The sequence below is a fragment of the Arthrobacter sp. Soil763 genome, from assembly GCF_001428365.1.
GTDB lineage: Bacteria > Actinomycetota > Actinomycetes > Actinomycetales > Micrococcaceae > Arthrobacter.
Genome location: NZ_LMSH01000003.1, coordinates 711,397 through 736,993, shown reverse-complemented (window position 1 = coordinate 736,993; position 25,597 = coordinate 711,397). Strand labels below are relative to the sequence as shown.

At 70.5% G+C, this 25,597-nt stretch carries 18 protein-coding genes; 13 read left to right on the top strand and 5 right to left on the bottom strand.

The annotated features are described in order from the left end of the window. The first annotated feature begins 107 nt into the window (after window positions 1–107). The 4 genes from ASG71_RS13080 (at window position 108) to ASG71_RS13065 (ending at window position 5,372) form a co-directional block, all read left to right on the top strand. The gene (locus ASG71_RS13080) at window positions 108–1,046 is read left to right on the top strand and encodes a proteasome assembly chaperone family protein (RefSeq protein WP_056739882.1); all 939 of its coding nucleotides are present in this window, start codon (window positions 108–110) and stop codon (window positions 1,044–1,046) included. Window positions 1,047–1,081: 35 nt separating this feature from the next. Then, window positions 1,082–2,413: an MFS transporter gene (locus tag ASG71_RS13075; RefSeq protein WP_056739881.1), complete on the top strand. Its 1,332-nt coding sequence runs from the start codon at window positions 1,082–1,084 to the stop codon at window positions 2,411–2,413. A 65-nt stretch (window positions 2,414–2,478) separates the two neighbouring features. Next, window positions 2,479–3,750, top strand: a complete 1,272-nt coding sequence (locus ASG71_RS13070; protein ID WP_056739879.1) for a DUF4192 family protein — start codon at window positions 2,479–2,481, stop codon at window positions 3,748–3,750. A 287-nt stretch (window positions 3,751–4,037) separates the two neighbouring features. Next, entirely contained in the window at window positions 4,038–5,372 is a 1,335-nt protein-coding gene (locus ASG71_RS13065) for an RNA polymerase sigma factor (RefSeq protein WP_056739877.1), read from the top strand. 169 nt (window positions 5,373–5,541) lie between these two features. Here ASG71_RS13065 and ASG71_RS13060 read toward each other — a convergent pair whose 3' ends face one another. Beyond that, window positions 5,542–5,763 (bottom strand): hypothetical protein, encoded by a 222-nt coding sequence (locus ASG71_RS13060; RefSeq protein ID WP_056739875.1) that lies wholly within the window; start codon window positions 5,761–5,763, stop codon window positions 5,542–5,544. Between the two features lie 215 nt (window positions 5,764–5,978). Between ASG71_RS13060 and ASG71_RS13055 the strand changes: the two genes are divergently transcribed. Next, a complete protein-coding gene (locus ASG71_RS13055; RefSeq protein WP_056739873.1) occupies window positions 5,979–8,087 on the top strand; it encodes a DNA gyrase/topoisomerase IV subunit B in 2,109 nt (702 codons plus the stop codon). Window positions 8,088–8,118: 31 nt separating this feature from the next. On the opposite strand, the gene ASG71_RS13050 is transcribed toward ASG71_RS13055, so the two are convergent. Both ASG71_RS13050 and ASG71_RS13045 read right to left on the bottom strand, forming a co-directional pair. Beyond that, on the bottom strand, window positions 8,119–9,108 hold the full coding sequence (locus tag ASG71_RS13050) for a M56 family metallopeptidase (protein WP_056739870.1): 990 nt from the start codon (window positions 9,106–9,108) through the stop codon (window positions 8,119–8,121). Window positions 9,109–9,114: 6 nt separating this feature from the next. Then, complete coding sequence (locus ASG71_RS13045; protein WP_056739869.1) at window positions 9,115–9,501, bottom strand: BlaI/MecI/CopY family transcriptional regulator; 387 nt, start codon at window positions 9,499–9,501, stop codon at window positions 9,115–9,117. Window positions 9,502–9,777: 276 nt separating this feature from the next. Between ASG71_RS13045 and ASG71_RS13040 the strand changes: the two genes are divergently transcribed. Genes ASG71_RS13040 through ASG71_RS13025 form a run of 4 tightly spaced genes read left to right on the top strand, consistent with a single transcriptional unit; the run spans window position 9,778 to window position 17,013 of the window. Continuing rightward, window positions 9,778–11,373 carry a cytochrome ubiquinol oxidase subunit I gene (locus ASG71_RS13040; RefSeq protein ID WP_056739867.1) on the top strand — a complete coding sequence of 532 codons (1,596 nt, stop codon included), beginning with the start codon at window positions 9,778–9,780 and terminating at the stop codon, window positions 11,371–11,373. A 36-nt stretch (window positions 11,374–11,409) separates the two neighbouring features. Continuing rightward, a complete protein-coding gene (gene cydB, locus ASG71_RS13035) occupies window positions 11,410–12,459 on the top strand; it encodes a cytochrome d ubiquinol oxidase subunit II (RefSeq protein ID WP_056739865.1) in 1,050 nt (349 codons plus the stop codon). Between the two features lie 6 nt (window positions 12,460–12,465). Further along, on the top strand, window positions 12,466–15,963 hold the full coding sequence (gene cydD, locus ASG71_RS13030) for a thiol reductant ABC exporter subunit CydD (protein WP_056739862.1): 3,498 nt from the start codon (window positions 12,466–12,468) through the stop codon (window positions 15,961–15,963). Window positions 15,964–15,984: 21 nt separating this feature from the next. Continuing rightward, complete coding sequence (locus ASG71_RS13025; RefSeq protein ID WP_056739859.1) at window positions 15,985–17,013, top strand: GNAT family N-acetyltransferase; 1,029 nt, start codon at window positions 15,985–15,987, stop codon at window positions 17,011–17,013. A 33-nt stretch (window positions 17,014–17,046) separates the two neighbouring features. Here ASG71_RS13025 and ASG71_RS13020 read toward each other — a convergent pair whose 3' ends face one another. Beyond that, window positions 17,047–17,565 (bottom strand): DinB family protein, encoded by a 519-nt coding sequence (locus tag ASG71_RS13020; RefSeq protein WP_056739857.1) that lies wholly within the window; start codon window positions 17,563–17,565, stop codon window positions 17,047–17,049. Window positions 17,566–17,629: 64 nt separating this feature from the next. On the opposite strand from ASG71_RS13020, the gene ASG71_RS13015 reads away from it, so the two are divergent. After that, window positions 17,630–18,013: a VOC family protein gene (locus tag ASG71_RS13015; RefSeq protein ID WP_056739855.1), complete on the top strand. Its 384-nt coding sequence runs from the start codon at window positions 17,630–17,632 to the stop codon at window positions 18,011–18,013. 133 nt (window positions 18,014–18,146) lie between these two features. On the opposite strand, the gene ASG71_RS13010 is transcribed toward ASG71_RS13015, so the two are convergent. Beyond that, window positions 18,147–20,660: a DNA topoisomerase (ATP-hydrolyzing) subunit A gene (locus ASG71_RS13010; protein ID WP_056739852.1), complete on the bottom strand. Its 2,514-nt coding sequence runs from the start codon at window positions 20,658–20,660 to the stop codon at window positions 18,147–18,149. Window positions 20,661–20,728: 68 nt separating this feature from the next. On the opposite strand from ASG71_RS13010, the gene ASG71_RS13005 reads away from it, so the two are divergent. The 3 genes from ASG71_RS13005 to ASG71_RS12995 are packed head-to-tail and all read left to right on the top strand — an operon-like array spanning window position 20,729 to window position 25,550. Continuing rightward, complete coding sequence (locus ASG71_RS13005) at window positions 20,729–23,467, top strand: GNAT family N-acetyltransferase (RefSeq protein ID WP_056739850.1); 2,739 nt, start codon at window positions 20,729–20,731, stop codon at window positions 23,465–23,467. Window positions 23,468–23,526: 59 nt separating this feature from the next. After that, complete coding sequence (locus tag ASG71_RS13000) at window positions 23,527–24,270, top strand: DUF5998 family protein (protein ID WP_056739848.1); 744 nt, start codon at window positions 23,527–23,529, stop codon at window positions 24,268–24,270. After that, on the top strand, window positions 24,270–25,550 hold the full coding sequence (locus ASG71_RS12995) for an alkaline phosphatase family protein (RefSeq protein ID WP_056739846.1): 1,281 nt from the start codon (window positions 24,270–24,272) through the stop codon (window positions 25,548–25,550). The genes ASG71_RS13000 and ASG71_RS12995 overlap by 1 nt, the downstream gene beginning before the upstream one ends. The last annotated feature ends 47 nt before the right edge of the window (window positions 25,551–25,597 follow it).

The following is a 25,597-nucleotide window of genomic DNA, read 5'->3' as shown; positions in this document are numbered from 1 at the left end:
GAGCTGGCCCACACCCGGCATCGGAATTACCCCGGCCGGCGGCGCGTTGTAGCTGGTAACGGCGCCGGATCCGGCCGCCGACCCTGCTAGCCCGAAAGGAACATGCCGTGATGGAACGGATTTCCGGCTCCCTGCTGGACCCCGCAACGCTTTATGTCCGTGACGACGTGCTGTTCCGCAGCCCGGAACTGCGCGGGCTGAACCTGCTCATGGGCTTCACCGGTTTCGCCGACGCCGGCCACGTGGTCCGGCAGATCACCACGGAACTGCTCGACACCCTCGATTCCGAACTCCTCGCCGAGTTCGACTCCGACCAGCTGATCGACTACCGCTCTCGGCGGCCGCAGGTGAGCTTTGTCGAGGACCACCTGCAGGACTACCAGGCGCCCAGGCTGTCGCTCTACCGGATGGTCGACGGGCTGGGAAAGCCCTTCCTGCTGCTGGCCGGCTTCGAACCGGACCTGCAATGGGAACGGTTCGCCCGGGCCGTGGTGGGGATCGTGGAGGAACTGGACGTCAACCTGGCCGCCTGGATCCATTCCATCCCCATGCCGGTGCCGCACACCCGCCCCGTGGGAGTCACCGTGCACGGCAACCGGCAGGAACTGATCGAGGGAATCTCGGTCTGGAAGCCCACCGTCGAGGTGCCGGCCGCCGTCGGGCACCTGCTGGAACTCCGGCTCGAGGACGCGGGCCGCAATGTCGCCGGCTACGTCATCCACGTCCCGCACTACCTCGCCGAAGCCGAGTACCCGACCGCCGCCGTGGCCGGGCTGGAATACCTGGGCGCGGCCACCTCGCTGATGCTGCCCACCGACCGCCTGCGTGAGGCCGGGCGCGAAGTGGGCCGGCAGATCGCCGACCAGATCGCCGCCTCCGAAGAGGTCCAGCAGGTGGTGGCCCGGCTCGAAACCCGCTACGACGAAAAGGCCGAGGGCACCGTGCGGCGGTCCCTGCTGGCGGACGAGAACGACCAGCTCCCGAACGCCGACGCCCTGGGCGCCGCCGTCGAGGCGTACCTGGCCCGTAAAGAACCCGGCGAATAAATACGACATAAGCCCTGCAAGGGCATAATAGGACCGTGACCTCCCCCCGCGCCTGGCTGATCTGGATCGTCGGGGTTTTCGCGTACCTGGTGGCGGTCAGCCAGCGCACGTCCTTCGGCGTCGTGGGGCTGGAGGCCACCGCGCGCTTCCACGCCAGCGCCGCCGAAATCTCGTTCTTTACCGTGCTGCAGCTGCTCGTCTACGCCGCCCTGCAGATTCCGGTCGGCGTGCTGGTGGACCGCTTCGGCTCGCGGGCGATGATTGCCGGCGGAGCCCTCCTGATGGGTCTTGGCCAGCTGCAGCTCGCCTTCACCGCGAACGTCCCGGGCGGCGTGCTGGGCCGGGTCCTGGTCGGCGCCGGGGACGCCATGACCTTCGTTTCGGTGATCCGCCTGGTCCCGCTGTGGTTCGCCCCGGCCCGGGTGCCGCTCCTGACCCAGCTCACCGGCATGTCGGGCCAGCTCGGCCAGCTCTTCTCCGTCGTGCCGTTCGCGCTGATCCTGCACGCCGCCGGCTGGACCCCCGCCTTCCTGACCCTCGCCGCGATGGCTGCCCTCGCCGTCGTGCTCGTGGTGGTGCTGCTGCAGGACGCCCCGCCCGGGCACCCGGCGCCGGAGTCCTCGCAGGGCCTGCGCAGCACGGGGGTGTCCCTCTCCAGCGCCTGGCGGCAGCCCGGAACCCGGCTGGGACTGTGGAGCCACTTCACTGTCCAGTTCAGCGGCACCGTCTTCGCCATGACCTGGGGGTACCCCTTCCTCATTTCGGCCCAGGGGCTGGACACCGCGACCGTATCGGCGCTGATGGCGCTGTACGTGGCCGCCGCGATCGCCGCCGGACCGCTGATGGGCAGCTTTGTGGCCCGCCATCCGCTGCGGCGTTCCACCATGGTGCTGCTGATTTCGGCGGCGACGGCGGCCGCCTGGGCCGCGGTGCTGCTCCAGCCGTCCCGGTCCCCGCTGTGGCTGCTCGCCGGGCTCGTCGTGGTCCTCGCCATCGGCGGCCCCGGGTCCATGATCGGGTTCGACTTCGCCCGCACATTCAATCCCGCGCACCGGATCGGCACCGCCACCGGCATCGTGAACGTGGGCGGTTTCATCGCCGCGCTGGTGTCCATTTTCCTGATCGGGCTGGCCCTCGACGCACTGCATCTGGGCGGATTCTCGCCCGAGGGGCTGTACAGCCTCGGCGCGTTCCGGATTGCCCTCAGCGTCCAGTTCCTCGTGCTGGCCGGCGGGGCCGCAGCGATCCTCATCACCCGCCGCAAGGTGCGCCGGCAGATGGCCGCGCAGGGCGTCATCGTGCCACCGCTGCTGCGCACCCTGGTCCAGCAGCGCAGGCTCGTTGCCGAGCGCCGCCGCACGCCCTGAGGAAGTTCTCCACATAGCGGCATCCGGGCCTGACCGCGGCGAGCCGTGCGGACGAAGCTGGCCTTATGACAGCTCCAGAGCAACTCAAAGCCACTGGCCCCGAGGACATCCTCGGATTTATCCCTCATTCCCTGGGCTACTGGCCCGCCAGCAGCCTGGTGGCCATGACCGTGCAAGGAAAACGCCTGGGGGCCACGCTGCGCCTGGACCTTCCGGACCCGTCCCATTGCCGCGGCCCCGGCCTGGCGGCCTTCGCGCGCACGGTGCTCGGCTATCTCGAATCCGACCCCGACGCGGACGGTACCCTGCTGGCGGTGTTCACCGCGCCGGACCCCGGCGATCCGGAGAAGGCGGTGCCGGATGCCGCCGGCCTGGATCGGCTGCTGGCCCAACTCCAGCGCACCCTCGGCGCGGCCGGACTGCCCGTCCGGGACGCCTGGCTGATCGGCGAACACTACTGGCGCAGCGCCCTGTGCAACGATCCATCGTGCTGCGCTCCGCCCGGCCGGCCCGTGGAGGAGATCAGGAACAGCAGGCTCAACGCCGAGCTGGTCTTCCGCGGCAGCCGCGTCGGTGCGGCTCCGGCGGCCGGTACGCCGGGGGAGCCTCCGGAGAATGCGGACCCCGCCGCGGCGGCGGCCGAAGCGGACTGGGGCCGGACATTCTCCGGCCGCTGGCGGGACCGGGCGCAGTTCGCTGCCGTGCTGGACGTGTGGGAACGCGTGCTCGCCGCCTGCGCGGACCCCGGGGCAGGCGTCCCGGCCCTGCCGCCCGGCCTGGCCGGCTACCTGCGGGCCACCCTGTGCGTGCCGCCCTGGCGGGATGCGGTGCTGGTGCTGGCCGCTGCCGGTCGCCGCGCTGCCGAGGCCGGCGCCGAGGAATTCGGCAGTTTCGACGCCGGACCGGGCCGGGCCGCCGGGCTGCCTCCGCTGCCGGACTTTCCGCCAGCGCCGGAACCGAAACCGGGACCGGAACCGGCCACGGACTCCGGCCCTTCGGCGGCGCTCCCGGACCCCGGCTACGGGGAGGTACTCCTCGGACTGGAACCGGCGGTCCCTGACTGGGCCCGCCTGGCGCAGCTGGACCGCCTCCTCGCCCGGCTCGAAGCCTGCGGCGGCGGCGAATCCCGGGCCGCAGGACTGACAGGCCGGGCCTGGATCGAGTGGTGCCGGGGGAGGGGGTCTTATGCTGACGCCCTGCTCTGCGCGGCCGCCGCTGCGCATCCCGGGTACCGCCTGGCCGAACTGCTGGCCGAACTGGTGCGCCGCGGGACGCTCTGCGGCTGGGCGGGCCGGAAGGAGGCGGCCTGGCAGCGGTTCGACCCGGATGCGGCCTGATCGCAACGGCGGAGGGGCCCGGGATCTGGCGCCCGACGGGGCGGGCTGCGGCTCCGCAGGGCCTGATCGGGAAAATCGTGAGACAATGGTTGGCGAGACCCGGTTGGGTCCGTGAATCGAGTGCGAGTAGCGAACCTTGGAAACAGGGAACATTACGGTCGCTCCGGCAGTTCTACTAAGTGGCTCTGTCGGACGTGATTGCACGCGATGTCAATCACGGACTTGACAGGGTCATAGTGGTGTTGCCCGTATGGTGATTCCACAGACCGCCGCTAGAAAGGTTTTCTGTGACCCCGTCTTCCGCGAAGAAGGAACCCGCCGACCAGGCCGTATTGTCTCCCGAGGAGAAGAAGGCCGCGGCCAACGCCAAGCGTGCCGCCACGCGTGCTGCCAACAAGGCAGCTAAAGACGCAGCCGCCGCCGCGGGCGATGACACGGGCACGGCAGTCGCCAAGCCTGAGCCCAAGAAGCGCGGGCCCAAGCCCGGCGCCAAAGCCGCGGCCGAGGCCGCCGGCAAGTCCTCCGACGAGGACACGGAAGATATTGAGGTCGACGAGGATCTCGATGAAGCAGCACCCGACGCCGCCGACCTCGGCGAGGAGGGCGAAGAGGCAACCGGCAAGGCAGCGACAGCCGCCACCGGCTCCGGCTTCGTTTACTCCGATGCCGACGACGACGACGCCCCGGTCCAGCAGGTCATGTCTGCGGGTGCCACCGCCGACCCGGTCAAGGACTACCTGAAGCAGATCGGCAAGGTTGCCCTGCTGAACGCCGAGCAGGAAGTCGACCTGGCCCTGCGCATCGAAGCCGGCCTGTTCGCCGAGGAGAAGCTTGCCGCGGACGACGGGTCCATGGACCCCAAGCTCAAGCGCGAGCTCGAGTTCGTCATCCACGACGGCAAGCGCGCCAAGAACCACCTGCTGGAGGCCAACCTCCGCCTCGTGGTCTCGCTGGCCAAGCGCTACACCGGCCGCGGCATGCTGTTCCTTGACCTGATCCAGGAAGGCAACCTGGGCCTGATCCGTGCGGTCGAGAAGTTCGACTACACCAAGGGCTTCAAGTTCTCGACCTACGCCACCTGGTGGATCCGCCAGGCCATCACCCGCGCCATGGCCGACCAGGCCCGCACCATCCGCATCCCGGTGCACATGGTGGAAGTCATCAACAAGCTGGCCCGCGTACAGCGCCAGATGCTCCAGGACCTCGGCCGCGAACCCACCCCGGAAGAACTGGCACTCGAGCTGGACATGACGCCCGAAAAGGTCGTCGAGGTCCAGAAGTACGGCCGCGAACCCATCTCGCTGCACACCCCGCTGGGCGAGGACGGCGACTCCGAGTTCGGCGACCTTATCGAGGACTCCGAGGCGGTTGTCCCGGCCGACGCCGTCAGCTTCACCCTGCTGCAGGAACAGCTGCACTCGGTGCTGGACACGCTCTCCGAACGTGAAGCCGGCGTCGTCGCGATGCGCTTCGGCCTGACCGACGGCCAGCCGAAGACTTTAGACGAAATCGGAAAGGTCTACGGCGTGACCCGCGAACGCATCCGCCAGATCGAATCGAAGACCATGTCGAAGCTGCGGCACCCGTCCCGCTCCCAGGTGCTGCGCGACTACCTGGACTAGGCACCGCGTCCCGCGATGCGGGGCCGCCGCGCCGCCGTCGGTCTTCGGACCCGGCCGCACGGTGGCCCCGCATCGTGCGTTTAGGAGCGCGCGGCTACGACCGGCGGTCCCGGGCTTAAAGCAGAAGGACCCCCTCCGCATCGGAGGGGGTCCTTCTTATGTCTGCGTCCTAGTCGGCCGCGACCGGCTCCTTCTCGTGGAGACGGGCGGTCTCATCGTGCCAGTCGGAGCTGAGCGGCCGAAGGTTCGGCTCGACAGCCCGGGCGTGGTGTGCGCAGAAAAGAAGCTCGCCGCCGGAGGCTTCGAGAACAACCCGGACGTATGCCTGGGCTCCGCAACGATCGCACCGGTCAACGGTGGTGAGTGTGCGGTCCGCAACTGCTGTTGTCATGTTCGGCCTCCTTGGTAGTTCGGTACATCTATATAACCAGCATTCGCCGCCGTTCCATGGCAAGGATGGGACACTTTCGCTGTCCGCGTATCACGGCTCAGTAACGGCCGGGCCCCTCCGGCAGCCGCAGGGGAGTGGCAACCGGGCGGCGGCCGGCTGGCCGACTAACCTAGGAAGAGCGTCTCCACGTTCCATCCCGAAGGAGTTTCCAACCCGTGGCACCAAGTTCTGATTACACCGCCCGGCACCTCTCCGTGCTGGAGGGCCTCGAGGCCGTCCGCAAGCGCCCGGGCATGTACATCGGGTCTACCGACTCCCGCGGGCTCATGCACTGCCTCTGGGAGATCATCGACAACTCGGTCGATGAAGCCCTCGCCGGCTTCGGCCACGACATCCGGATCATCCTGCACGCCGACAATTCCGTGGAAATCCACGACGACGGCCGCGGCATCCCGATCGACGTCGAACCCAAGACCGGGCTCACCGGCGTCGAGGTCGTCTTCACCAAGCTGCACGCCGGCGGTAAGTTCGGCGGCGGCTCCTACACCGCCTCCGGCGGCCTGCACGGCGTCGGCGCCTCGGTGGTCAACGCGCTGTCCTCCCGGCTGGACGTCGAAGTGGACCGCGGCGGCAAGACCTACAAGATGTCCTTCCGCCGCGGCGAACCGGGCCGCTTCAAGGACCCGGGGACCCGGCCCGACCCGGGCGCGGTGTTCGAACCGTTCATCGACGGATCGGTGCTCGACGTCGTCGGCAAGGCCAGGCGCGGCGTGACCGGCACCCGGATCCGTTACTGGGCCGACCGGCAGATCTTCACCCCGGACGCGAAGTTCTCCTATGACGAACTGGTCTCCCGCGCCCGGCAGACCTCGTTCCTGGTGCCCGGGCTGAAGCTCACCGTCCGCGACGAGCGCAGGATGCCCGGTACCCCCGGCGAAGGTGGCCCGCACGAGGAAGTCTTCCACCACGATGGCGGCATCTCCGAGTTTGTTGAGTTCCTCGCCGCGGACCCGGCGGTCACCGACGTCTGGCGGCTCCACGGCGCCGGCAAGTTCAAGGAGACGGTCCCGGTCCTGGACGAACGGGGGCACAGCCAGTTGGCGGAGGTGGAACGGGACTGCGAGGTGGACGTGGCGCTGCGCTGGGGCATCGGCTACGACAGCACCGTGCGCAGCTTCGTCAACATCATCTCCACCCCCAAGGGCGGCACGCACCAGTCCGGCTTCGAGCAGGCCCTGGTCAAGACCTTCCGCAAGGCGGTGGAGGCGAACGCCCGCAAGCTCAAGGCCGGCAACGACAAGATTGAAAAGGACGACATCTTCGCCGGCCTCACCGCGGTGCTGACCGTCCGGCTCGCCGAACCGCAGTTCGAGGGCCAGACCAAGGAGATCCTGGGCACCTCGGCGGTCCGCGCCATCGTGGCCAAGGTCGTCGAGCGGGAGATCAACGCCAAGCTCACTTCCTCCAACCGCAACGACAAGGCCCAGTCGGCGCTGCTGCTGGAGAAGGTCGTCAGCGAGATGAAGTCGCGGATCTCCGCGCGGGTGCACAAGGAGACGCAGCGGCGCAAGAACGCGCTGGAGACCTCCTCGATGCCGACCAAGCTGGCGGACTGCCGCACCGACGACGTCGCACGCTCGGAACTGTTCATCGTCGAGGGCGACTCGGCGCTCGGCACCGCCAAGCTCGCCCGTTCCTCGGACTTCCAGGCGCTGCTGCCGATCCGCGGCAAGATCCTCAACGTCCAGAAGGCCTCGGTGGGGGACATGCTCTCCAACGCCGAGTGCGCCGCCCTGATCCAGGTGGTCGGGGCCGGATCGGGCCGCAGCTTTGACATCGGCGCCGCGCGCTACGGCAAGGTGATCCTGATGACCGACGCCGACGTCGACGGCGCCCACATCCGCACTCTGCTGCTGACCCTGTTCTTCCGGTACATGCGCCCGATGATCGACGAGGGCCGGGTCTTTGCGGCCGTGCCGCCGCTGCACCGGGTGGAGGTCATCAACGCCGGCCAGAAGGCCAACGAGATGATCTACACCTACTCCGAGGCGGAGCTGCACGCGCTGCTTGGCCGGCTCGCCAAGGAAGGCAAGCGCTACAAGGAGCCCATCCAGCGCTACAAGGGCCTGGGCGAGATGGACGCCGAGCAGCTCGCCGAGACCACCATGGATCCCCGCCACCGCACCCTGCGCAAGGTCGGGATCGAGAACGCCAAGCAGGCCGAGGAGATTTTCGACCTGCTGATGGGCTCCGACGTGGCGCCGCGCAAGGACTTCATCATCGCCGGGGCGGCCAGCCTGGACCGGGAGCGGATCGACGCCTGACGGGTCTTACCAGCCTGGGCCGGGCCACGGGTTAGCCGAGCAGGCCCGGAACGATCAGCAGCGCGGTGGGCACGGCCAGCAAAAGGACGCAGGCGCCGAGGACGGCGTAGCGAAGCGCCTCCGGCAGCGGCGGCTGCGGCGAGAGCAGCCGGCTGACCCGGGACGCGGTGGTCACCAGGGCACCGGCACCGCCGGTGGCGCCGGGCTGGCCGCCGTCGGACTCCGCCGGACCGAAGGCCATGCGGGCCGCGGGTGCGCCAGGGGCGGCCGTCGAGCCGCTGGCCACGATCGCGATCGCCTTGATCAGGGTGGCCTTGCTCTCGGTCTTCAGGGCGACGTCGTCGGCCAGCATTTCAATCAAGGAGTTGACCGCCTCCTGGGCCAGCCGGGTCGTGGGCAGCCAGGGGAGGGCCTGCCGCCACGCGGCGAAGGCCCACAGCAGCAGGTGGTGGCGCTGGTTCAGGTGCGCGTTTTCGTGGCTCAGCACGGCCCGCAGTTCGTCCGGGGCAAGGGCAGCCATCAGGCCGTCCGAGAGCACGGTGACGGAACGGGCCCCGCCGGGCAGGCAGTACGCCACGGGCGAGTCATGGTTGATCACCATGGTCCGGGCAGCGTCCGCCGAGGGGGAGGCCAGCAGCGCGAGCAGTTCGCGGTGCCGGCGCCGCTGCCGCTGGATCTTGTAGTAGGTCAGCAGCAGGGTGAACACCAGGTGCGCGCTCAGCAGCGCGGCGGCGGACAGGGCGAAGATGTGCCAGAAGCCCAGCGCCGTGGTCGGCTCGTTGCGGAACACCATTCCGGCCAGCGACTTCAGGCCCGCCAGCAGGTTGTCGCCGATCGGTTCCAGGCCGTAGACCAGCATGGCCCCGATCATGGAGAGGCCGCCGGCGAGGGCGATGGCCTGCCAGAGCAGCATTGCCGTGAACGGCGAGCGGGCCGGCCATTGGGCGCGGGAAAGAAGGATAGGCACCGGCCACGCCAGTGCTATCGCCAGGACCGCCAGAAAGTATGAGGTCCAGAACATCCGCTGCTAGCTGTGGCCCAGGAGCTTGCGCAGCGTTTCGGCCTCGGTGGCCGTCACGGAGCCGATGAAGCGGGCCAGTACGGCCTCGCGGTCCGGGGCGGAGCCGAGCACTTCGTGCATGAGTTCCGCGGTGTGGTCCGCCCGGCTGGAGACGGCCTGGTAGCGGTGCGGCCGGGTGCCGCGCTCACGCTCGACGAGGCCTTTGCGCTCCAGTCGGGACAGGACGGTCAGCACGGTGGTCACGGCCAGGTCCTTGCCCTCGTGACCGGCGGTGCCGCCAGCGGACCGGGTGCTCTGCGCCAGCAGGTCCCGCAGGGTGTTCGCCGTTGCAGCCTCCTGGCTCGCCCAGAGCAGGTCCATGACTGCCCGTTCCAGTTCGCCGAGACTTGCCATTCCGTACGTCCTTCGTCAATGCCGCCCGGGCGGCACGGCCGCCGGGAAGTTGGTGAATACTACGGATTAAATTTACCGCTTTTTCGACGCACTTTCTACATGAGGTAGAACAGGGGCGCCGGGCGTGTCGCCGGCGGGGCCGGGGACATCATTGCAGGCCGCAGCGGGCCGTGCCACGCTGGGATGCGGGACGGTGCGCAGTTGTTCTACACTCTGTAGAAGTAAGTGTTCTACGCACTGTAGAAATCTCTCGGGAACCTAGCCAAAGGGACTGCCTTGGACGCCTTGGAAATTGCACGCTGGCAATTCGGCATTACCACCGTCTACCACTTCATGATGGTGCCGCTGACGATCGGCCTGGGCCTGGTGGTGGCGGTGATCCAGACCCTCTGGCACCGCACGGGCCGGCCCGAATATCTGCGGATGACGAAGTTCTGGGGCAAGCTCTTCCTGATCAACTTCATCATGGGCGTGGCCACCGGCATCGTCCAGGAATTCCAGTTCGGCATGGCCTGGAGCGAGTACTCCCGCTTCGTCGGCGACGTGTTCGGCGCGCCGCTGGCCATGGAAGCGCTGCTGGCCTTCTTCGTTGAATCCACCTTCCTGGGGCTGTGGATCTTCGGCTGGAAGCAGCTCAAGCCCGCCGTGCACCTGGCCTGCCTCTGGATCGCCGTCATCGGATCCGTCTTCTCCGCCTACTTCATCATCGTGGCCAACAGCTGGATGCAGCACCCGGTCGGCGTTGAAATGATCGACGGTCGGCCGGTAATGACCGACGCCTGGGCCGTCTTCACGAACAACACCGCCCTGGTCGCGGTGCCGCACACCCTCTTCGGCGCCCTCGCCGTCGCCGGGGCCTTCCTGCTCGGCATCGCCTGGTACCACCTGTGGCGCCGCCGGCACGACGGCACGGACACCGTCGGCCCGGACGGCAGGGTGGTCCCCGGTTCCTCGGACATCCCCGGCCGGGACCGGGCGGACCACGCCGTCTGGATCCGCTCGCTGCGGATCGGCGCCGTCGTGGCGATGATCTCCTTCGCGGGGACTGCCGTCACCGGCGACCTGCAGGGCAAGCTGATGTTCGACCAGCAGCCGATGAAGATGGCCGCCGCCGAGGCGGCCTGCCACGACGGCACCGGCTTCTCCATCCTTAGCGTCGGCAACGTCGGCTCCAAGAACTGCGACGACGTCGTCGCCGTGATCGAGGTCCCGGGCCTGCTGTCCTTCCTGGCCGAGGGCGACTTCACCACCGAGGTCAGGGGCGTCAACAGCCTCCTGGACCAGTACAAGGCCGACTACGGCACGCACCTGCCGGACAACCCGATCTATGGCGACCGCGCCGGCAAGGAAATACAGTACGTCCCGGTCATGGAGGTCACCTACTGGGGTTTCCGGATGATGATCGGCTTCGGCGGTGTTGCCGCCCTCGCCGCCCTCGCCGCCCTCTGGCTGACCCGCAAGGGGACCGTCCCGGCCTCCCGCGGGCTGATGCGGCTGGCCGTCTTCGGCATCCTGGCCCCCTTCGGCGCCAACGCCGCCGGCTGGATCTTCACCGAAATGGGCCGGCAGCCCTTCGTCGTCGCACCCAATCCGGACCCCAGTGGCATCGACCAGGTCTTCATGTTCACCGCGGCGGCCGTCTCCCCGGGCGTCTCCGCGGGGGAGCTGCTGACGTCGCTGGTGGTGCTCACCGCCGTGTACGCGGTGCTGCTGGTGGTCGAGGTGAAGCTGCTGGTGAAGTACGTCCGCGGCGGGGTCGCCTCGGCGATGCCGGAGCTCGCGCACGCCCCCGCCGACGAGAACGAGGACCAGACCCCCGGCGGAGGCCCCGGCAAGCCCGGTGCCGACGACGTCCTGGCCTTCGCCTACTAACCGGCCCCTTCGAACGAGCTGCAGAGGACTTTCAGCATGGAACTGCTTCCCACCATCTGGTTTATCGCCATCGCGGTGCTCTGGACCGGCTACCTCTTCCTGGAGGGCTTCGACCTGGGGGTCGGAATGCTCATGAAGGGTTTCGCCCGGAACAACACCGAGCGCCGAGTACTGCTCAACACCATCGGCCCGGTCTGGGACGGCAACGAAGTGTGGCTGCTGACCGCCGGCGGGGCCACCTTCGCGGCCTTCCCGCTCTGGTACGCCTCCCTGTTCTCCGCGCTCTACCTGCCGCTGCTGCTGGTCCTGGTGGCCCTGATTTTCCGGGCCGTGGCCTTCGAATACCGCGGGAAGGTCGATACCCCGCAGTGGCGGGCGCGCTGGGACTGGGCGATCGTCCTGGGCTCCCTGGTGGCCGCCTTCGGCGTCGGCGCCGCCCTGGCCCTGACCACGACGGGCCTGCCGCTGAACGCCAACGGCGACCGCGACGGCGGCCCCTTCGCCTGGTTCAGCGCCTACGCGGTGCTCGGCGGGCTGGCCGTCGTCGGCTTCTCGCTGCTGCACGCACTGGCGTTCCTGGCGCTGAAGACCGACGGCGACGTCCGGCACCGGGCACGTCAGTGGTTTGTCCGGCTGCTGCCGGTGCTGCTCCTGCCGATCGCCGGCTGGGCGGTGGCGTTGCAGCTGCAGAGCGGCAAGGCCTGGACCTGGGCCGCCGTCGTCGTCGCCGTCGCCGCGGCCGCCCTGGCGTGGTTCTTCGGCCGCCGCGGCGCCGAAGGCCGGGCGTTCCTGTCCCTCGGCGCCTTCCTGCTGCTGGGCAGCGCCTCGATCTTCGGGGCGGCGTTCCCGGTGGTGCTGCCCTCGACCCTCAACCCGGACTTCAGCCTGACGGTCGCCAACGCCTCCTCCTCCGACTACACGCTGGGCCTGATGACGGTCGTGGCCTGCATCGGCCTGCCGCTGGTGCTGGCCTACCAGGCCTGGACCTACTGGGTGTTCCGGCGCCGGGTCAGCGCGGCCCACATCCCCGAGGCGCACAGCTTCCTCCCCGCGATCGCGTCGCGCGTGCTGGCGTCGAAAGACTAGCTGCCGATGCGACCGCAGTTCCCCGCCGGCCCCGCCACCCGCTCCGCGCTATACCTGCTGGGGCTGCTCGCGGCCCTGAAGGCCCTTTCCCTGGTACTGATGGGCCAGGCCGTCGCCGCCATGCTCGCCGGCCTGATGGCCCACAACCCGGCGTGGGCGGAGCAGCTGGTCTGGGGCCTGGCGGGGGCGGTGCTGCGGGCGCTCACCGTCTGGGCTCAGGCGGTCGCGTCCCGCCGCGCCGCGCTCGGGGTCAAGGAGGAACTGCGCTCGCAGCTGCTGGACCGTGCCCTGCACACCGGCGTCCGGAGCGCCGGGCCGGCCGACGGCGGCCTGGCGGTGCTCGCCACGCGCGGCCTGGACGCGCTGGATAATTACTACACCCAGTTCCTGCCCGCCCTGGTCAACTGCGCCGCCATCCCGCTGCTGCTCGGCGCGAGGATCCTCTTCGCCGACTGGATCAGCGCCGTCGTGATCGTCCTGACCGTTCCGCTGGTGCCGCTGTTCATGATCCTTATCGGCCGCCACACCGAGGACAAGGTGCGGGAGGCGCAGTCCGCGCTGTCCCGGCTCTCCGGCCACATGCTCGAACTCGCCAAGGGCCTTCCCGTCCTGGTCGGGCTGGGCCGCGCCACCGCGCAGCGCAAGGCCCTGGAGGACATCTCCGAGCAGTACCGCGCCAGGACCATGGGCACCCTGCGCACCGCCTTCCTCTCCGCCCTGGCCCTGGAACTGATCGCCACCATCTCCGTCGCCGTGGTGGCCGTCTTCATCGGCGTGCGGCTGGTGCACGGGGACATGGCACTCGAAGCCGGACTGCTGGCCCTGATCCTGGCGCCCGACTGCTACCTGCCGCTGCGCGAACTCGGCACCGCGCACCACGCCAGCGACGAGGGCCGCGCGGCGCTCGCCGACACCACGGAGGTACTGGACGCGCCGCAGGCCACGCCGCTGCCGCCGTCGGGTCCGGGCCGGCAGGGTGTGGCTGGGCCGGCACGGCAGGGCGCGGGCGCACCGCCGGCGGTCACGGTCCGGGACCTCGCCGTCCGCTACGCCGGGCGCACCGGATCCGCCGTCGGGCCGCTGAGCTTCACCGCCGTCCCGGGCGGGATCACGGCCCTGGACGGCCCCAGCGGGGCCGGCAAAAGCACCGTGCTGGGCGTCCTGGCCGGCACCATCGGTGCCGGCGCCGGCACCGGGATCAGCGGCCGGGTGGAGGGCTACACCGCGGCAGACCTGGCGTGGGTGCCGCAGCACCCGGTGATGGTCCGGCCCACGGTGCTGGCGGAGGTGCTGCTCTACCTGGGGGTTCCGGAGGGCCCGACACCGGCGCAGGACGCGGCCGCCCGCGGATGCCTGGCTGCCTGCGCCGCCGCGCACCTGGCCGCAAAGCACCCCGCCGAACTCAGCCCGGGGGAGCTGCGCCGGGTCGCGGTGGCCCGGGGCCTGGCCCGGCTCAGGGCCGGCGCCACCGTCCTGCTGCTGGATGAACCCACCGCGCACCTGGACCGCGCCTCCGCCGACGCCGTCAGCGCCGCCCTCCGGGACCTGCGCGGCAAGGCCACCGTGCTGCTGGTCGCCCATGACCGGCGGACCCGGGAACTCGCAGACCGGCTGGTGGCCATCGGCGCGGAGCCGGCCGCTGGCACGTCAGCGCCGCCTCCCGGCGGTGAAGCGCCGGCCCGTACCGGCACGGCGCCCGCGACCTCCGGCGCCGGGTCCGTTCCCGCTGCTGCCGGTGCTGCTGCCGGTGGCGCAGATGCTAGCGATGGCACCGATGCAAGCCGTGCCACCGGTGGTGCCGGAAGTGCCGGTGATGCCGGGGTGCCTCCCGTGGCGGGGGCGGCCGGGCGGCTGCGCCGGCTGCTGGCCCCGGTGTCCGGTAAGTTTGCCGCGGCCGGTGCCGTGGGCGTGCTGGCTGCCCTGTTCGCGGTCGCCCTGTCGGGGCTCTCCGGCTGGCTGATCCTGCGGGCCAGCGAACAGCCTCCCATCCTGTACCTGCTGACGGCGATCGTGGGGGTGCGCTTCTTCGGCGTCGGCCGGGCCGTCCTGCGCTATGCCGAACGGCTGCTCCTGCACGATGCCGTCTTCACTGCCCTGACCCGGCTCCGCGGCCGGCTCTGGGAATCGCTAAGCCGCCGGGCCCTCTCCCTGCGGCGGCTGCTGCAGGGCGGCAACGTGCTCGGCACCGTGGTCGACGACGTCGACACCGTCCGCGAACTGCTCCCGCGCGTTGTCCTGCCCCCGCTCACCGCCGTGGCCGTGGGCGCCGCCGCGGTCACCGGCGTCGGCTTGCTGCTGCCGGCAGCCCTGCCGGCCGTGCTCGCCGCCGCGGCCGTCAGCCTTGCCGTGGCACCGGCGCTGGCGCTGCTGGCGGACCGGATGTCCGCCCGCGCCGAGCAGCAGCTCCGCTCCGGCGTGCTGCGGCAGGTCGCCGCCGCCCTGGACGCCCGGGCCGAGCTGCATGCCAACGGGGTGGCGGGACCGGTGCTGGCCGCCATCCACCGTGCCGACCGGGCCGCGACGGCCGCCTCGCAGCGTTCTGCGCTGGCCGAGGGGCTCGGCCACGGACTGACCGTACTGGCCTGCAGCGCCGCGGCCCTGGCCAGCGCGGTCCTCGCCGCGCCGCTGGCCCTGGCCGGAGCGGTGGAACCGGAGACCGTCGCCGTCGTCGTGCTGCTGCAGTTGGCGCTGGTGGAGCCGTACGCGGCCATCACGACGGCGGTGCGGCAGTACCCGGCGCTGCGCTCCGTCCTCGCCCGGATTGCAGGCTCCGGCGTCCTCGGCCGGGAATCCGACGAAACGGCCGGCGGCCCGGTTCCGGTGCCCCCGCGGCCCGGCGGACGGCCCGGACTGGAGCTCGAGGACCTGGCGGCGGCGTGGCCCGGCGGCCCGGCCGTCTTCACCGGCCTGTCCGCCCGTGCCGAACCCGGCCGCTGGCTGGCCGTCACCGGAGCCTCCGGATCCGGAAAGTCCACCCTGCTGGCGGTCATGCTCGGCTTCCTGCCGGTTGCCGGGGGACGCCTCCGGCTCACCGGCGGAGCGGCCTGGTGCCCGCAGGAGGCGCACCTCTTCGACTCCACCATCCGCGGGAACCTGATGCTGGGGGTGCCAGGCTCGGGACGCGGCGCGGGTGCGGAGCTCGAGGCACAGTGCACCGCCGCGCTCTCCGCCGTCGGCCTGGAGCCCCTGCTGCGCCGGCTCGACCGCGGCCTTGATACCCCCATCGGCCCGGGCGGAGCGTTCCTCAGCGGCGGCGAACGCCAGCGCCTGGCAGTGGCCCGGACACTGATGACCGGCGCGGACGTCATCCTGCTCGACGAGCCCACGGCCCACCTGGACGCCGAAGCGGGCCGGAGCATGCTGGCCGAGCTGCGGCGCGGCCTGGCCGGCCGAACCGTCGTGCTCGTGACGCACAACCCGGAGGACATCAGCCCGGAGGACTCCCGGCTGGACCTTGACCTGGCCCGGGACATCCACGGGCCCCCGGTGCTGGCGCGCCGCTAGCCGCGCCGCTAGCCTGATCCGATGACCACCCCGCACGCCGACGATCCCCGCACCGCTCTCGACTCCCGCCTGGCCTGGCGGCCGGCCGGCGAGGACGACCTGGACGCCTGGGCGGCCCTGATCGCCCGGACCGCCGCCGTCGAACGACCCGTCTGGTTTGAGCGCCGGGAGGACCTGGCACAGATCCTGGCCTCACAGAAGAACCCTCCGACCGAGAACAGCATCCTGGGCTTTGACCGGCAGGGAACGGTCCGGGCCTACGGCCGGCTCACGAAGAACCCCGGCGGGAACAAGGCCGTCGGCTTCGGCTGCGTGGACCCCGAATGGCAGGGCAGCGGCGTCGGACGCGGTGTGCTGGCCTGGCTGGAGGCGCGGACCCGGCAGCGGTTCGCCGAGGACGCGGCCCGGGCAGCGGATTCCGGGGCCCCGGCGGAGCGGGCCGATGGCCCCAGGTTGCGCCTCCACGCCGAGGAACAGCACGCCCATCAGGCCCGGCTCTTTACCCGCCGCGGGTACCGGGTGGTCCGCTACTACAACGAGATGCACCGGCCGCTGGAAGGGCCCCTGCCCGCGCACCGGCTCGACGACGGACTGCAGCTGGTGGATTTCGGCCCGCGGCTGCACGAGCCGGTGCGGCAGGCCCACAACGACGCGTTCCGCGACCACTGGGGCAGCGAGCCCCGCGATGAGGAGGCCTGGGGGTTCGTCGTGAACGATCCGCAGGCGCGGCCGGACCTGAGCTGCGTCGTCGTGGACACCGCGAGCGGCCAGGTCGCCGGGTACCAGCTGGCCAGCCATGATGCGGAGATCTCCGCAGAGCGCGGCTTTAAGGAGGGCTACACGGACCTGCTCGGGGTGCGGCGGCAGTACCGGGGCCGCGGTATCGCCCAGGCGCTGCTGGCGGAGGCCATGCGCCGCTTCGCCGCGGCCGGCATGGATAAGGCCTCGCTCGACGTCGACTCGGAAAACCCCACCGGGGCCCTCGCGCTGTACACGAAGCTGGGGTACACGACGGTCAACCGCAGCATAGCCTGGGACAAGGAGCTGTAGCGCCGCTCAGCCGCCGCCTTATCCCTCCACGCCTTATCCGTCCACATCGTGGAGGTGGTGCACGACGTCGTGGAGGAAGTACTGGCTGAAGGTCAGGACCGTGAATTCGGAGCCGTTGCTGCGGGTACCCTTGCGGCCCCAGTCCTGCTCGGGGACGGAGCCGAACGACGCGGCGATCTGCTCGCCTTCGGCCGTCAGCGCGGCGCTGACCTCGGCCGGGTCAGCGCTCTGGTAATCCTGCTCGATGGCCGTGCGGTCCTGGTCCCAGTCGTCGAAGCGGGCATCGTCCCGGGTCAGCATCAGGCCCAGGCGGTGGTCGAAGAGCGTGAACACGTCCCGCACGTGGCAGGCATACTCCAGCGGGGACCAGGTGTCCGCGTCCGGGCGGTCAGCCACGTCCGGCCGGCGCAGCACCGCGCGCCAGCGCGGCAGCATGCTGGCCAGCTTCCCGGGGGCCGTGGCGGGGGTGCAGGCGGAGACGTCGAAGCCGCACTCCGGGCACGGCCGCGACAGCACCCAGGTCCAGTCCTTGTAATCGGGCGCGATAGGCATGTCAGCAGTCTAGGCGAAGGAGTAAAATTCCAGCCGGGGGAAGGGCCTGGAAAAGGACATCACCATGCTCAAAGACCAGCCGGTCGGCGCCGTACTGCCGGCCGCGGACATCGCCCGCGCCCGCGACTTCTACCGCGACAAACTCGGCCTCGAACCCGACAACCCCGGCGCCGAGGATAACCTCCAGTACACCTGCGGCTCCGGCAGCCGGTTCCTGGTGTACCAGACCTCCAACGCCGGAACCGCGAAGAATACCCAGATGGGCTGGATGGTGCCGGACGTGTCCGCCGCCGTCGCCGAGCTCCGGGCCGCCGGGGTCGTCTTCGAGGAGTACGACTTCCCCGGGCTGAAGACCGAGGACGGCATCGCCACCCTCCCCGACGGCAGCTCCGCCGCCTGGTTCCTCGATAGCGAGGGCAACATCCTGAACATCAATTCCGGTATGTAGGAACGGGCGGCGGGCCGTAACGGCCGGTGCTTCCGTTTGCCGGAAATGGCCGCTAAGGACGACGCCTTAGCGGCCATTTGTGGCAACCGGACGCCCAACGGCGGGCCAGGAGGCAGCCGGGGCACGGGGCCGGTCAGCCCTCAGCGGCGGCTTCCCCGGCCCAGGCCATGCTCGGGCCGATCGCGTCGACGGCCTGGGAGAGCGGAATACCGGACCCGTCGCGGCGGCCGTGCTCCACCGGCAGGGAACGCGCCACCCCGGCCAGCGAGGAGGCCTTCGCGGGGCCGTGGCCGGCCCACGCGAGCAGCAGGGTGTCCTCGCCCTTCAGGAAACGGTGGGCCCGGACGCCGGCCGTGCCGCGGCCCTTGGCCGGGTACTCGGCCAGGGCCGTCACCTTCGCCGAGCCCGGGGCGGTGCCCGGCAGGGCGCCTTCGGTACCGGCGATCGTGACCACGACGGCCGCGTCGTCGGTGGAGCGGGCCGTCCCGAAGTGCAGCACCCGGTCCCCGGCGGCGAGCTTGATCCCGGCCATGCCGCCGGCGGTGCGCCCCTGCGGCCGGACCGCGGAGGCGTTGAAGCGCAGCAGTTGGGCCTGGCGTGTGACGAAAATGAGTTCGACGTCGTCGCCCGCGGCCGGCTCCACGCCCACCACGGTGTCCTTGTCCTTGAGGGCGATCACGTCCCAGTCCTCGCGGTTGAGCGGGTAGTCCGGCTGGACGCGCTTCACCACGCCCTGGGCGGTGCCGATTGCAAGGACCTGGTCCAGCGGGGCAAACGCCACCAGGCTCTCGCCCTTGAGCAGGGTGATGAAGTCCTTGGCCGGGACGCCGCCGGCCAGGTTGGGCGTTCCGGCGGTCGGCGGCAGGACGGGCATGTCCATCACCTGCAGCCGCAGCATCCGGCCCTGGGAGGTCACGGCCGCGATCTCACCGCGGGCGGAGGTCTTCACCACCGAGCGGAACACGTCGTGCTTGGTCCGCGGCCCGGACTCCGCGAGGCTGTCCTGGTTGGCGGTGCGGGCGATCTGGCCGGACGCGGTCAGGATGGCCCAGCAGGGGTCGTCGGCGATTTCCAGGGCCAACGGCGCGGCCTTGCCCTTGGTGCCGGGGGCGGCGAGGGCGGCGACCCTGGGGGAGACCGCCTCGGATTCGAGCAGCACGGTCCGGCGCGGGGTGCCGTACTTGTCCGCGAGTTCGCCGAGTTCGTCGGACACGAGCCCGCGCAGCAGCTCGGGGGAGTCCAGGATGGCCTGCAGTTCGGCGATCTCCCGGCGCAGTTCGTCCTGTTCCTTTTCCAGTTCGATCCGGGAGTACTTGGTCAGCTGCCGGAGCCGCAGTTCCAGGATGTAGTTGGCCTGGATTTCGGACAGGTCGTAGATCGACATCAGCCGGGTCCGCGCCGCGGCCGCCTCATCGGAGGAGCGGATGATCTGAATGACCTCGTCGATGTCGACAATCGCGACCAGCAGGCCCTCCACCAGATGCAGGCGGTCCTTCTTCTTGGCCAGCCGGAACGCGGTGCGCCGGCGGACGACGTTGATTCGGTGGTTCACGTAAACGGTGAGCAGCTCCAGCAGGCCCAGGGTCTGCGGCTGGCCGTCGACCAAGGTGACGTTGTTGATCCCGAAGGAGTCTTCCATCGGCGTGAAGCGGTAGAGCTGCTGCAGGACGGCGTTCGGGTTAAAGCCGTTTTTCAGCTCGATCACGAGTCGCAGGCCATGCTTGCGGTCGGTGAGGTCGACGATGTCGCTGATCCCGGTCAGCTTCTTGCCGTTGACCGCGTCCTTGATCTTCTCGATCACCTTCTCCGGGCCCACCATGTAGGGCAGCTCGGTGACGACCAGGCCGGTGCGCCGGGCGGACAGCTGTTCGACGTCGACCTTGGCCCGGGTCTTGAAGGACCCGCGGCCGGTGGCGTAGGCGTCGCGGATCCCGTCCAGGCCCACGATCCGGCCGCCGGTCGGCAGGTCGGGACCGGGAACGAACTTCATGATGTCATCGAGGGTGGCGTCCGGGTGCGCGATCAGGTGCCGGGCCGCGGCGACCACCTCGCCGAGGTTGTGCGGGGCCATGTTCGTGGCCATGCCGACGGCGATGCCGGTGGCGCCGTTGACCAGCAGGTTCGGGAACGCCGCCGGCAGCACCTCCGGCTGGGTCAGCTGGTTGTCGTAGTTGGGGACGAAGTCCACCACGTCTTCGTCCAGGTGGTCCGTCAGGGTCAGCGCCGCCGCCGCGAGCCGCGCCTCGGTGTACCGCGGGGCGGCCGGTCCGTCGTCGAGCGAGCCGAAGTTGCCGTGCCCGTCGATCAGCGGCAGCCGCAGGGAGAAGTCCTGCGCCATCCGGACCATCGCGTCGTAGATGGCGGTGTCGCCGTGCGGGTGCAGCTTGCCCATGACCTCGCCCACCACGCGGGCGCTCTTGACGTGGCCGCGGTCCGGGCGCAGGCCCATTTCGCTCATCATGAACAGAATGCGCCGCTGCACCGGCTTCAGCCCGTCGCGGGCGTCCGGCAGCGCCCGGGAGTAGATCACCGAGTAGGCGTACTCCAGGAACGAACCTTCCATTTCGGAAGTGACGTCGATATCGACGATGTTCTCGTGAATATCCTGGGCTTCCCCTGCCGGGGGCGTGGTTTGGCGGCGTGCCATGAGGCTGGTGGGTCCTTCTGCGGGGGTGCTGAACGGGTACTGCGCAAGTTTATGGCTAGGCTAAGCCTATGGTGGATCAGCCCCTGGACGGCGTATATCCGGAACATTGGGAAGCCGATGTCGTGCTGCGCGACGGCGGGACCGCGCACCTGCGCCCCATCCACCCTGCCGACTCGGACGCCGTGCAGGCCTTCCACGTCGGCCAGTCGCAGAAGTCCATCTACATGCGCTTCTTCGCGTTCAAGTCCAAACTTTCCGCCAAGGAACTCAAACGCTTCACCGAGGTCGACTACAAGGACCGGGTGGCGCTGGTGATCACCATCGGCGGTGACATCATCGGCATCGGCCGCTACGACCGGCTGCAGGACCCGGCGGAGGCCGAGGTGGCCTTCAACATCGCCGACGCGCACCAGGGACGCGGCATCGGCTCGATCCTGCTCGAACACCTCGCCGCTGCGGCCCGGGAAAACGGGATCCGCAAGTTCAGCGCCGAGGTGCTCCCGGAGAACCGCAAGATGCTGATGGTGTTCTCGGACGCGGGCTACGACGTCAAACGGCATTTCGATGACGGCGTCGTCAGCCTCGAGTTCAACATCGATCCCACGGACAAGTCCCGCGCCGTGATGGAGTCCCGCGAACACCGTGCCGAGGCGCGCAGTATCCAGGAACTGCTCGCGCCGTCGTCGGTGGCGGTGATCGGGGCCAGCCGCACCTGGGGCACCGTGGGCTACCAACTGCTCGAGCACATCATTGAGGGCGGTTTCACCGGGCCGGTCTACGCGATCAACCCCGAGGCCCTTGAGCTGGCCGGCATGCTCTCCTTCGCCAAGCTCTCCGACGTCCCCGGCCCGGTCAACCTCGCCATCATCGCCGTCCCGTACGACGAGGTGCCCAAGGTGGTCCAGGAATGCGGCGAAGCCGGCGTCAAGGGCATTGTGGTGGCCACCGCCGGGTACGCGGACGACGGCGAACGCGGTCTTGCCCGGCAACGCGACCTCGTCCGCCAGGCCCGCGCCAACGGGATGCGCGTCATCGGCCCGGCCTCGCTCGGGATCGTCAACACCAATCCCGCCGTCTCCCTGAACGCCTCGATGGCCCCTTCCCTGGCCCGCCGCGGCGGTCTCGGCCTGTTCAGCCAGTCGGCGGCGATCGGCGTCGCGCTCTACGCGGCGTCGAGCCGGCGCCGGGTGGGCCTGTCCACCTTCCTCTCGGCCGGCAACCGTGCCGACGTCTCCGGCAACGACATGATGCAGTTCTGGGAAGACGACCCGGACACCACCGCCGTCGGGCTCTACCTCGAATCGATCGGCAACCCGCGCAAGTTCTCCCGGCTGGCCCGGCGGCTGGCCCGGACCAAACCGGTGATCGTGGCCAAATCCGACGCGATGGGACTGAACCTGCCGCCCGGCCACGCCGTCCGCACCACCCTGGCGCCGCCGGAGGCCCTCGATGCGATGATGCGCCAGGCCGGGGTGATCCGGGTCGAAACCATCGAACAACTCATGGACGTGGCCCAGATCGTTTCCAGCCAGCCGCTGCCGCAGGGCCCGGGAGTCGCCGTGTTCAGCAACTCCAGCGCGCTCGGCAAAGTGGTGGCCGACAGCGCCGCCGCGGCAGGCCTGGGCGTGGAGCGCGTCGTGGCCGACGTCGACCTGGACACCGGCATGTCCCGGGCGCTCCCGGCCCTGCGCCGCAGCCTGCAGGAGACGCTGACGATTGAATCGGTGCACGCCGTCGTGGTGGCCCTGCTGCCCGCCCGCGGCCTGACGGTGGAAAAGATCGGCGCGGTGCTGGCCGAGTGTTCGGCCGCCGCCGGGAAGCCGGTCGTCGCCGCCTTCACCGGAATCCTGGACCCCTCCATCTACGTGGAGGGCATGGTCGGCGCCGCCGCGGGGGAGGGCGCCGCCGGGGACAACGCCCCGGAACCGGCCGCTGCAGATCCGGCCCCGGGCGTGCCCTGCTACTCGAACCCCGGCGCCGCCGTCGCCGCCCTCGCCGCGGTGGTCCGCTACGCCCAGTGGGTTGTCCGCGACCAGGGCCTGTTCGTGGAGCCCGACGGCTGCGACCCCGAAGCCGCGCACGAGGACCTCGAGGAGCTGCTCCGGCCGGTCGGCGGCGAGCAGTTGGTCCGGCTGGAGCCTGCCGCCGCGGCGAAGCTGCTGGGCCGGTACGGCATCCGGGTGCTGGCATCCGAGGGGTTCGAGAACGAGGACCAGGCCGTGGCGGCCGCCGACCGGCTGGGCTGGCCGGTGGCGCTGAAAACCACGGACCCGGCCCTCCGGCACCGCCTGGACCTGGGCGGGGTCCGCCTCGACATCCAGGACGCCGATTCGCTGCGCCGCAACATCGTCCAGATGCGCCGGTCGCTGCAGCGCTACGGCTCGCCGTCCCTGGAGGTGCAGTCCATGGCCCCGGTGGGTCAGGCGTGCACCTTCCGCGCCATCGAGGATCCGCTCCTGGGCCCGGTGGTCTCGTTCGGGCTGGCCGGCGACGCGGTCAACCTGCTCGACGACTGGGCCCACCGGGTCCCGCCGCTCTCCGGCTCCGACGTCCGCGACTTCATCCGCGCCCCGCGCGCCTCGCGCAAGCTCTTCGGCTACCAGGGCCTGCCCGCCGTCGACGTCGCCGCGCTGGAAGACCTCGCGGCCCGGCTGACCCGGCTCAAGGACAACCACCCGGAAATCGCCCTGGTCGAGTTCAACCCGGTGCTCGCCGGGCCGGACGGCGCCGTCATCCTCGCCGCCGACGTCCGGATCGCCAACGCGGCCCAACGGACCGACACGGCACGGCGCGCCATGCGCAGCTGAGCCGCCGGGGACCCCGGCGCGGTTAGCAACTCCCTAGCCGATCTGTGAAAATGGAAGCCATGACCTCCCAGCCCCCAGCACCCCAGCCCCGCGCATCGGTCCCCGGCCGCAACGGCTCACCGCACCACGGGCTGCACGACCACAGCGCGCAGGGCCAGAGCCTGGAGGGCGCCCTCCAGCAGGCCGGCTTCTACCCGCGGCTGGTGGCCGACGTCGTCGCCGACGCGCTGGACGGCCGCGACTGCGTGGCGCACCTGGTGCACCTGGAAACGCACTTCGACCGTGCCGAGGTGCGCCGCCACATCACCGTCCTGGTTCTGACCGAGGACATGCTCGTCATCACCCACGTCGATGACCAGCAACTGGACGAAGCCGGCGAGCAGATCGTCGCGCAGGTCTCCACCGAGTCCGTCCCCGTGACGCAGATCCGCTCCGTCGTGCTCAGCTACGTCTATGCCCAGCCGCAGGACTACAAGCCCTCGGACCCGGTCCGTGAACTGACCCTGTCCATCGCCTGGTCCGGCGGCCAGCGCCTCGACATGGGCCCGGCGAGCTGCGGGGACCCGCAGTGCGAGGCGGACCACGGCTACAGCGGCACCATCGCGCAGGAGGACATTGTGCTCCGGATCAGCGCCGAAGCGGACGGACTGCAGGCCGTCCAGGACGCCAAGCTGTTCGCCCGCGCGCTCCGGGCCGTGAACACCGGCTCCACCGCGCCCGCCCCGCACGGGACTTCCACCCTGCCGCAGCGCCCCCGCCCCGGCGTCTTCGGCAACCGCCTCAGCCGCGGCCACCAGCGCTGATGGGGCCGGTCCGCGCCGCCTCGTCCCAGGCACCCGCCACCCCGGATAGTGCGACCGCCGGATTGCCCGCGCCGCCCGCCTACGGGGAGCGCTCCATCGCCGAAGTCCTCGTCAGCGCCGCCGCCAGCCTGGGCGTCCCCGGTTTCGAGAACCGGTTGAACCTGCCCGCCGCCCGGCACGTCTGCGTGGTCCTGACCGACGGACTGGGCCGCCAGCTGCTGAAGCAAAAGACCGCCCACACGCCGTTCCTGCGTTCGGTGGTGCAGGCCGGCCAGGGCGCCGTGCCGGTCTGGCTCGACGCCGCCTTCCCGTCCACCACTGCCGCCTCGCTGGCCAGCTTCGGCACCGGAGTACCCGCCGGGCAGCACGGCATGGTCGGCTACGACGTCCTCGACCCGGAGCAGGACCGCGTGGTCAACATGCTCGGCAACTGGGACGAGGGCGTGGACCCGGAAACGTGGCAGCCGCTGCCCACGGTGTTCGAACGCGCGGCCGGGCATGTGGATGTCACGACCGTCGGGCTGCCCAGGTTCAGCGGCTCGGCGATGACCCGCGCCGCCCTGCGCGGCGGCCGCTTCCTGCCCGGCACCACCTCGCACGCCCGTACCGCGGCGGCGGCCGAAGCTATGGCCGGCGCCGAACGGTCGCTGATGTACTTCTACATCCACGAATTGGACAAAGCCGGGCACCGCCACGGCTGCCAGTCACCGCAGTGGGAACACCAGCTCGAGGAACTCGACGCCACCGTGCGGCGGCTCAACGCCACCCTCCCGCCCGGCACCACCGTGATGGTCACCGGGGACCACGGCATGCTCGATGTGCCGGAATCACAGCGGATCGATTTTTCCGCCGACCCGGCGCTGACCGCCGGCGTCCGGCACACCGCGGGGGAGCCGCGGATGGTGCACCTCTACCTGGAAGATGGAACGGACGGCGCCGGTGCGCAACGGCTGCTGGACGCTTGGCGGGCGCGCTTCGGGGACCGGATCTGGGCCTTCACCAAGGCCGACGCCCTTGCGGCCGGCCTGTTCGGCCCGCTCCGCGACGGGGTGGGCGGCCGGATCGGCGACGTCATGATCGCCGCCCGCGACGCCCTGGCGTTCTACGACACCCGCAGGGTCCCGGCCCGGGCCATGGAGGTGGTCGGCCAGCACGGCTCGCTGACCAAGGCCGAACGCGAAGTGCCGCTGCTGTGCTTCAGCGCGGAAGGAAAAACCCGGGGAGCCAAAGCCGGGTCGAAAACACGGTCGAAAGCCGGCGGGAAGAACGCGGCCAAGTAAATCAAGCCGGGCGGCGCCGACCTGACCGGGCGGCGCCGAACTGACCG

Coding starts and splice junctions, on each gene's coding strand:
- ASG71_RS13070 (WP_056739879.1), top strand. CDS start 2,479: ATGACAGCTCCAGAGCAACTCAAAGCCACTGGCCCCGAGGACATCCTC.
- ASG71_RS13060 (WP_056739875.1), bottom strand. CDS start 5,763: ATGACAACAGCAGTTGCGGACCGCACACTCACCACCGTTGACCGGTGC.
- ASG71_RS13050 (WP_056739870.1), bottom strand. CDS start 9,108: ATGTTCTGGACCTCATACTTTCTGGCGGTCCTGGCGATAGCACTGGCG.
- ASG71_RS13045 (WP_056739869.1), bottom strand. CDS start 9,501: ATGGCAAGTCTCGGCGAACTGGAACGGGCAGTCATGGACCTGCTCTGG.
- cydB (WP_056739865.1), top strand. CDS start 11,410: ATGGAACTGCTTCCCACCATCTGGTTTATCGCCATCGCGGTGCTCTGG.
- cydD (WP_056739862.1), top strand. CDS start 12,466: ATGCGACCGCAGTTCCCCGCCGGCCCCGCCACCCGCTCCGCGCTATAC.
- ASG71_RS13025 (WP_056739859.1), top strand. CDS start 15,985: ATGACCACCCCGCACGCCGACGATCCCCGCACCGCTCTCGACTCCCGC.
- ASG71_RS13020 (WP_056739857.1), bottom strand. CDS start 17,565: ATGCCTATCGCGCCCGATTACAAGGACTGGACCTGGGTGCTGTCGCGG.
- ASG71_RS13015 (WP_056739855.1), top strand. CDS start 17,630: ATGCTCAAAGACCAGCCGGTCGGCGCCGTACTGCCGGCCGCGGACATC.
- ASG71_RS13010 (WP_056739852.1), bottom strand. CDS start 20,660: ATGGCACGCCGCCAAACCACGCCCCCGGCAGGGGAAGCCCAGGATATT.
- ASG71_RS13005 (WP_056739850.1), top strand. CDS start 20,729: ATGGTGGATCAGCCCCTGGACGGCGTATATCCGGAACATTGGGAAGCC.
- ASG71_RS13000 (WP_056739848.1), top strand. CDS start 23,527: ATGACCTCCCAGCCCCCAGCACCCCAGCCCCGCGCATCGGTCCCCGGC.
- ASG71_RS12995 (WP_056739846.1), top strand. CDS start 24,270: ATGGGGCCGGTCCGCGCCGCCTCGTCCCAGGCACCCGCCACCCCGGAT.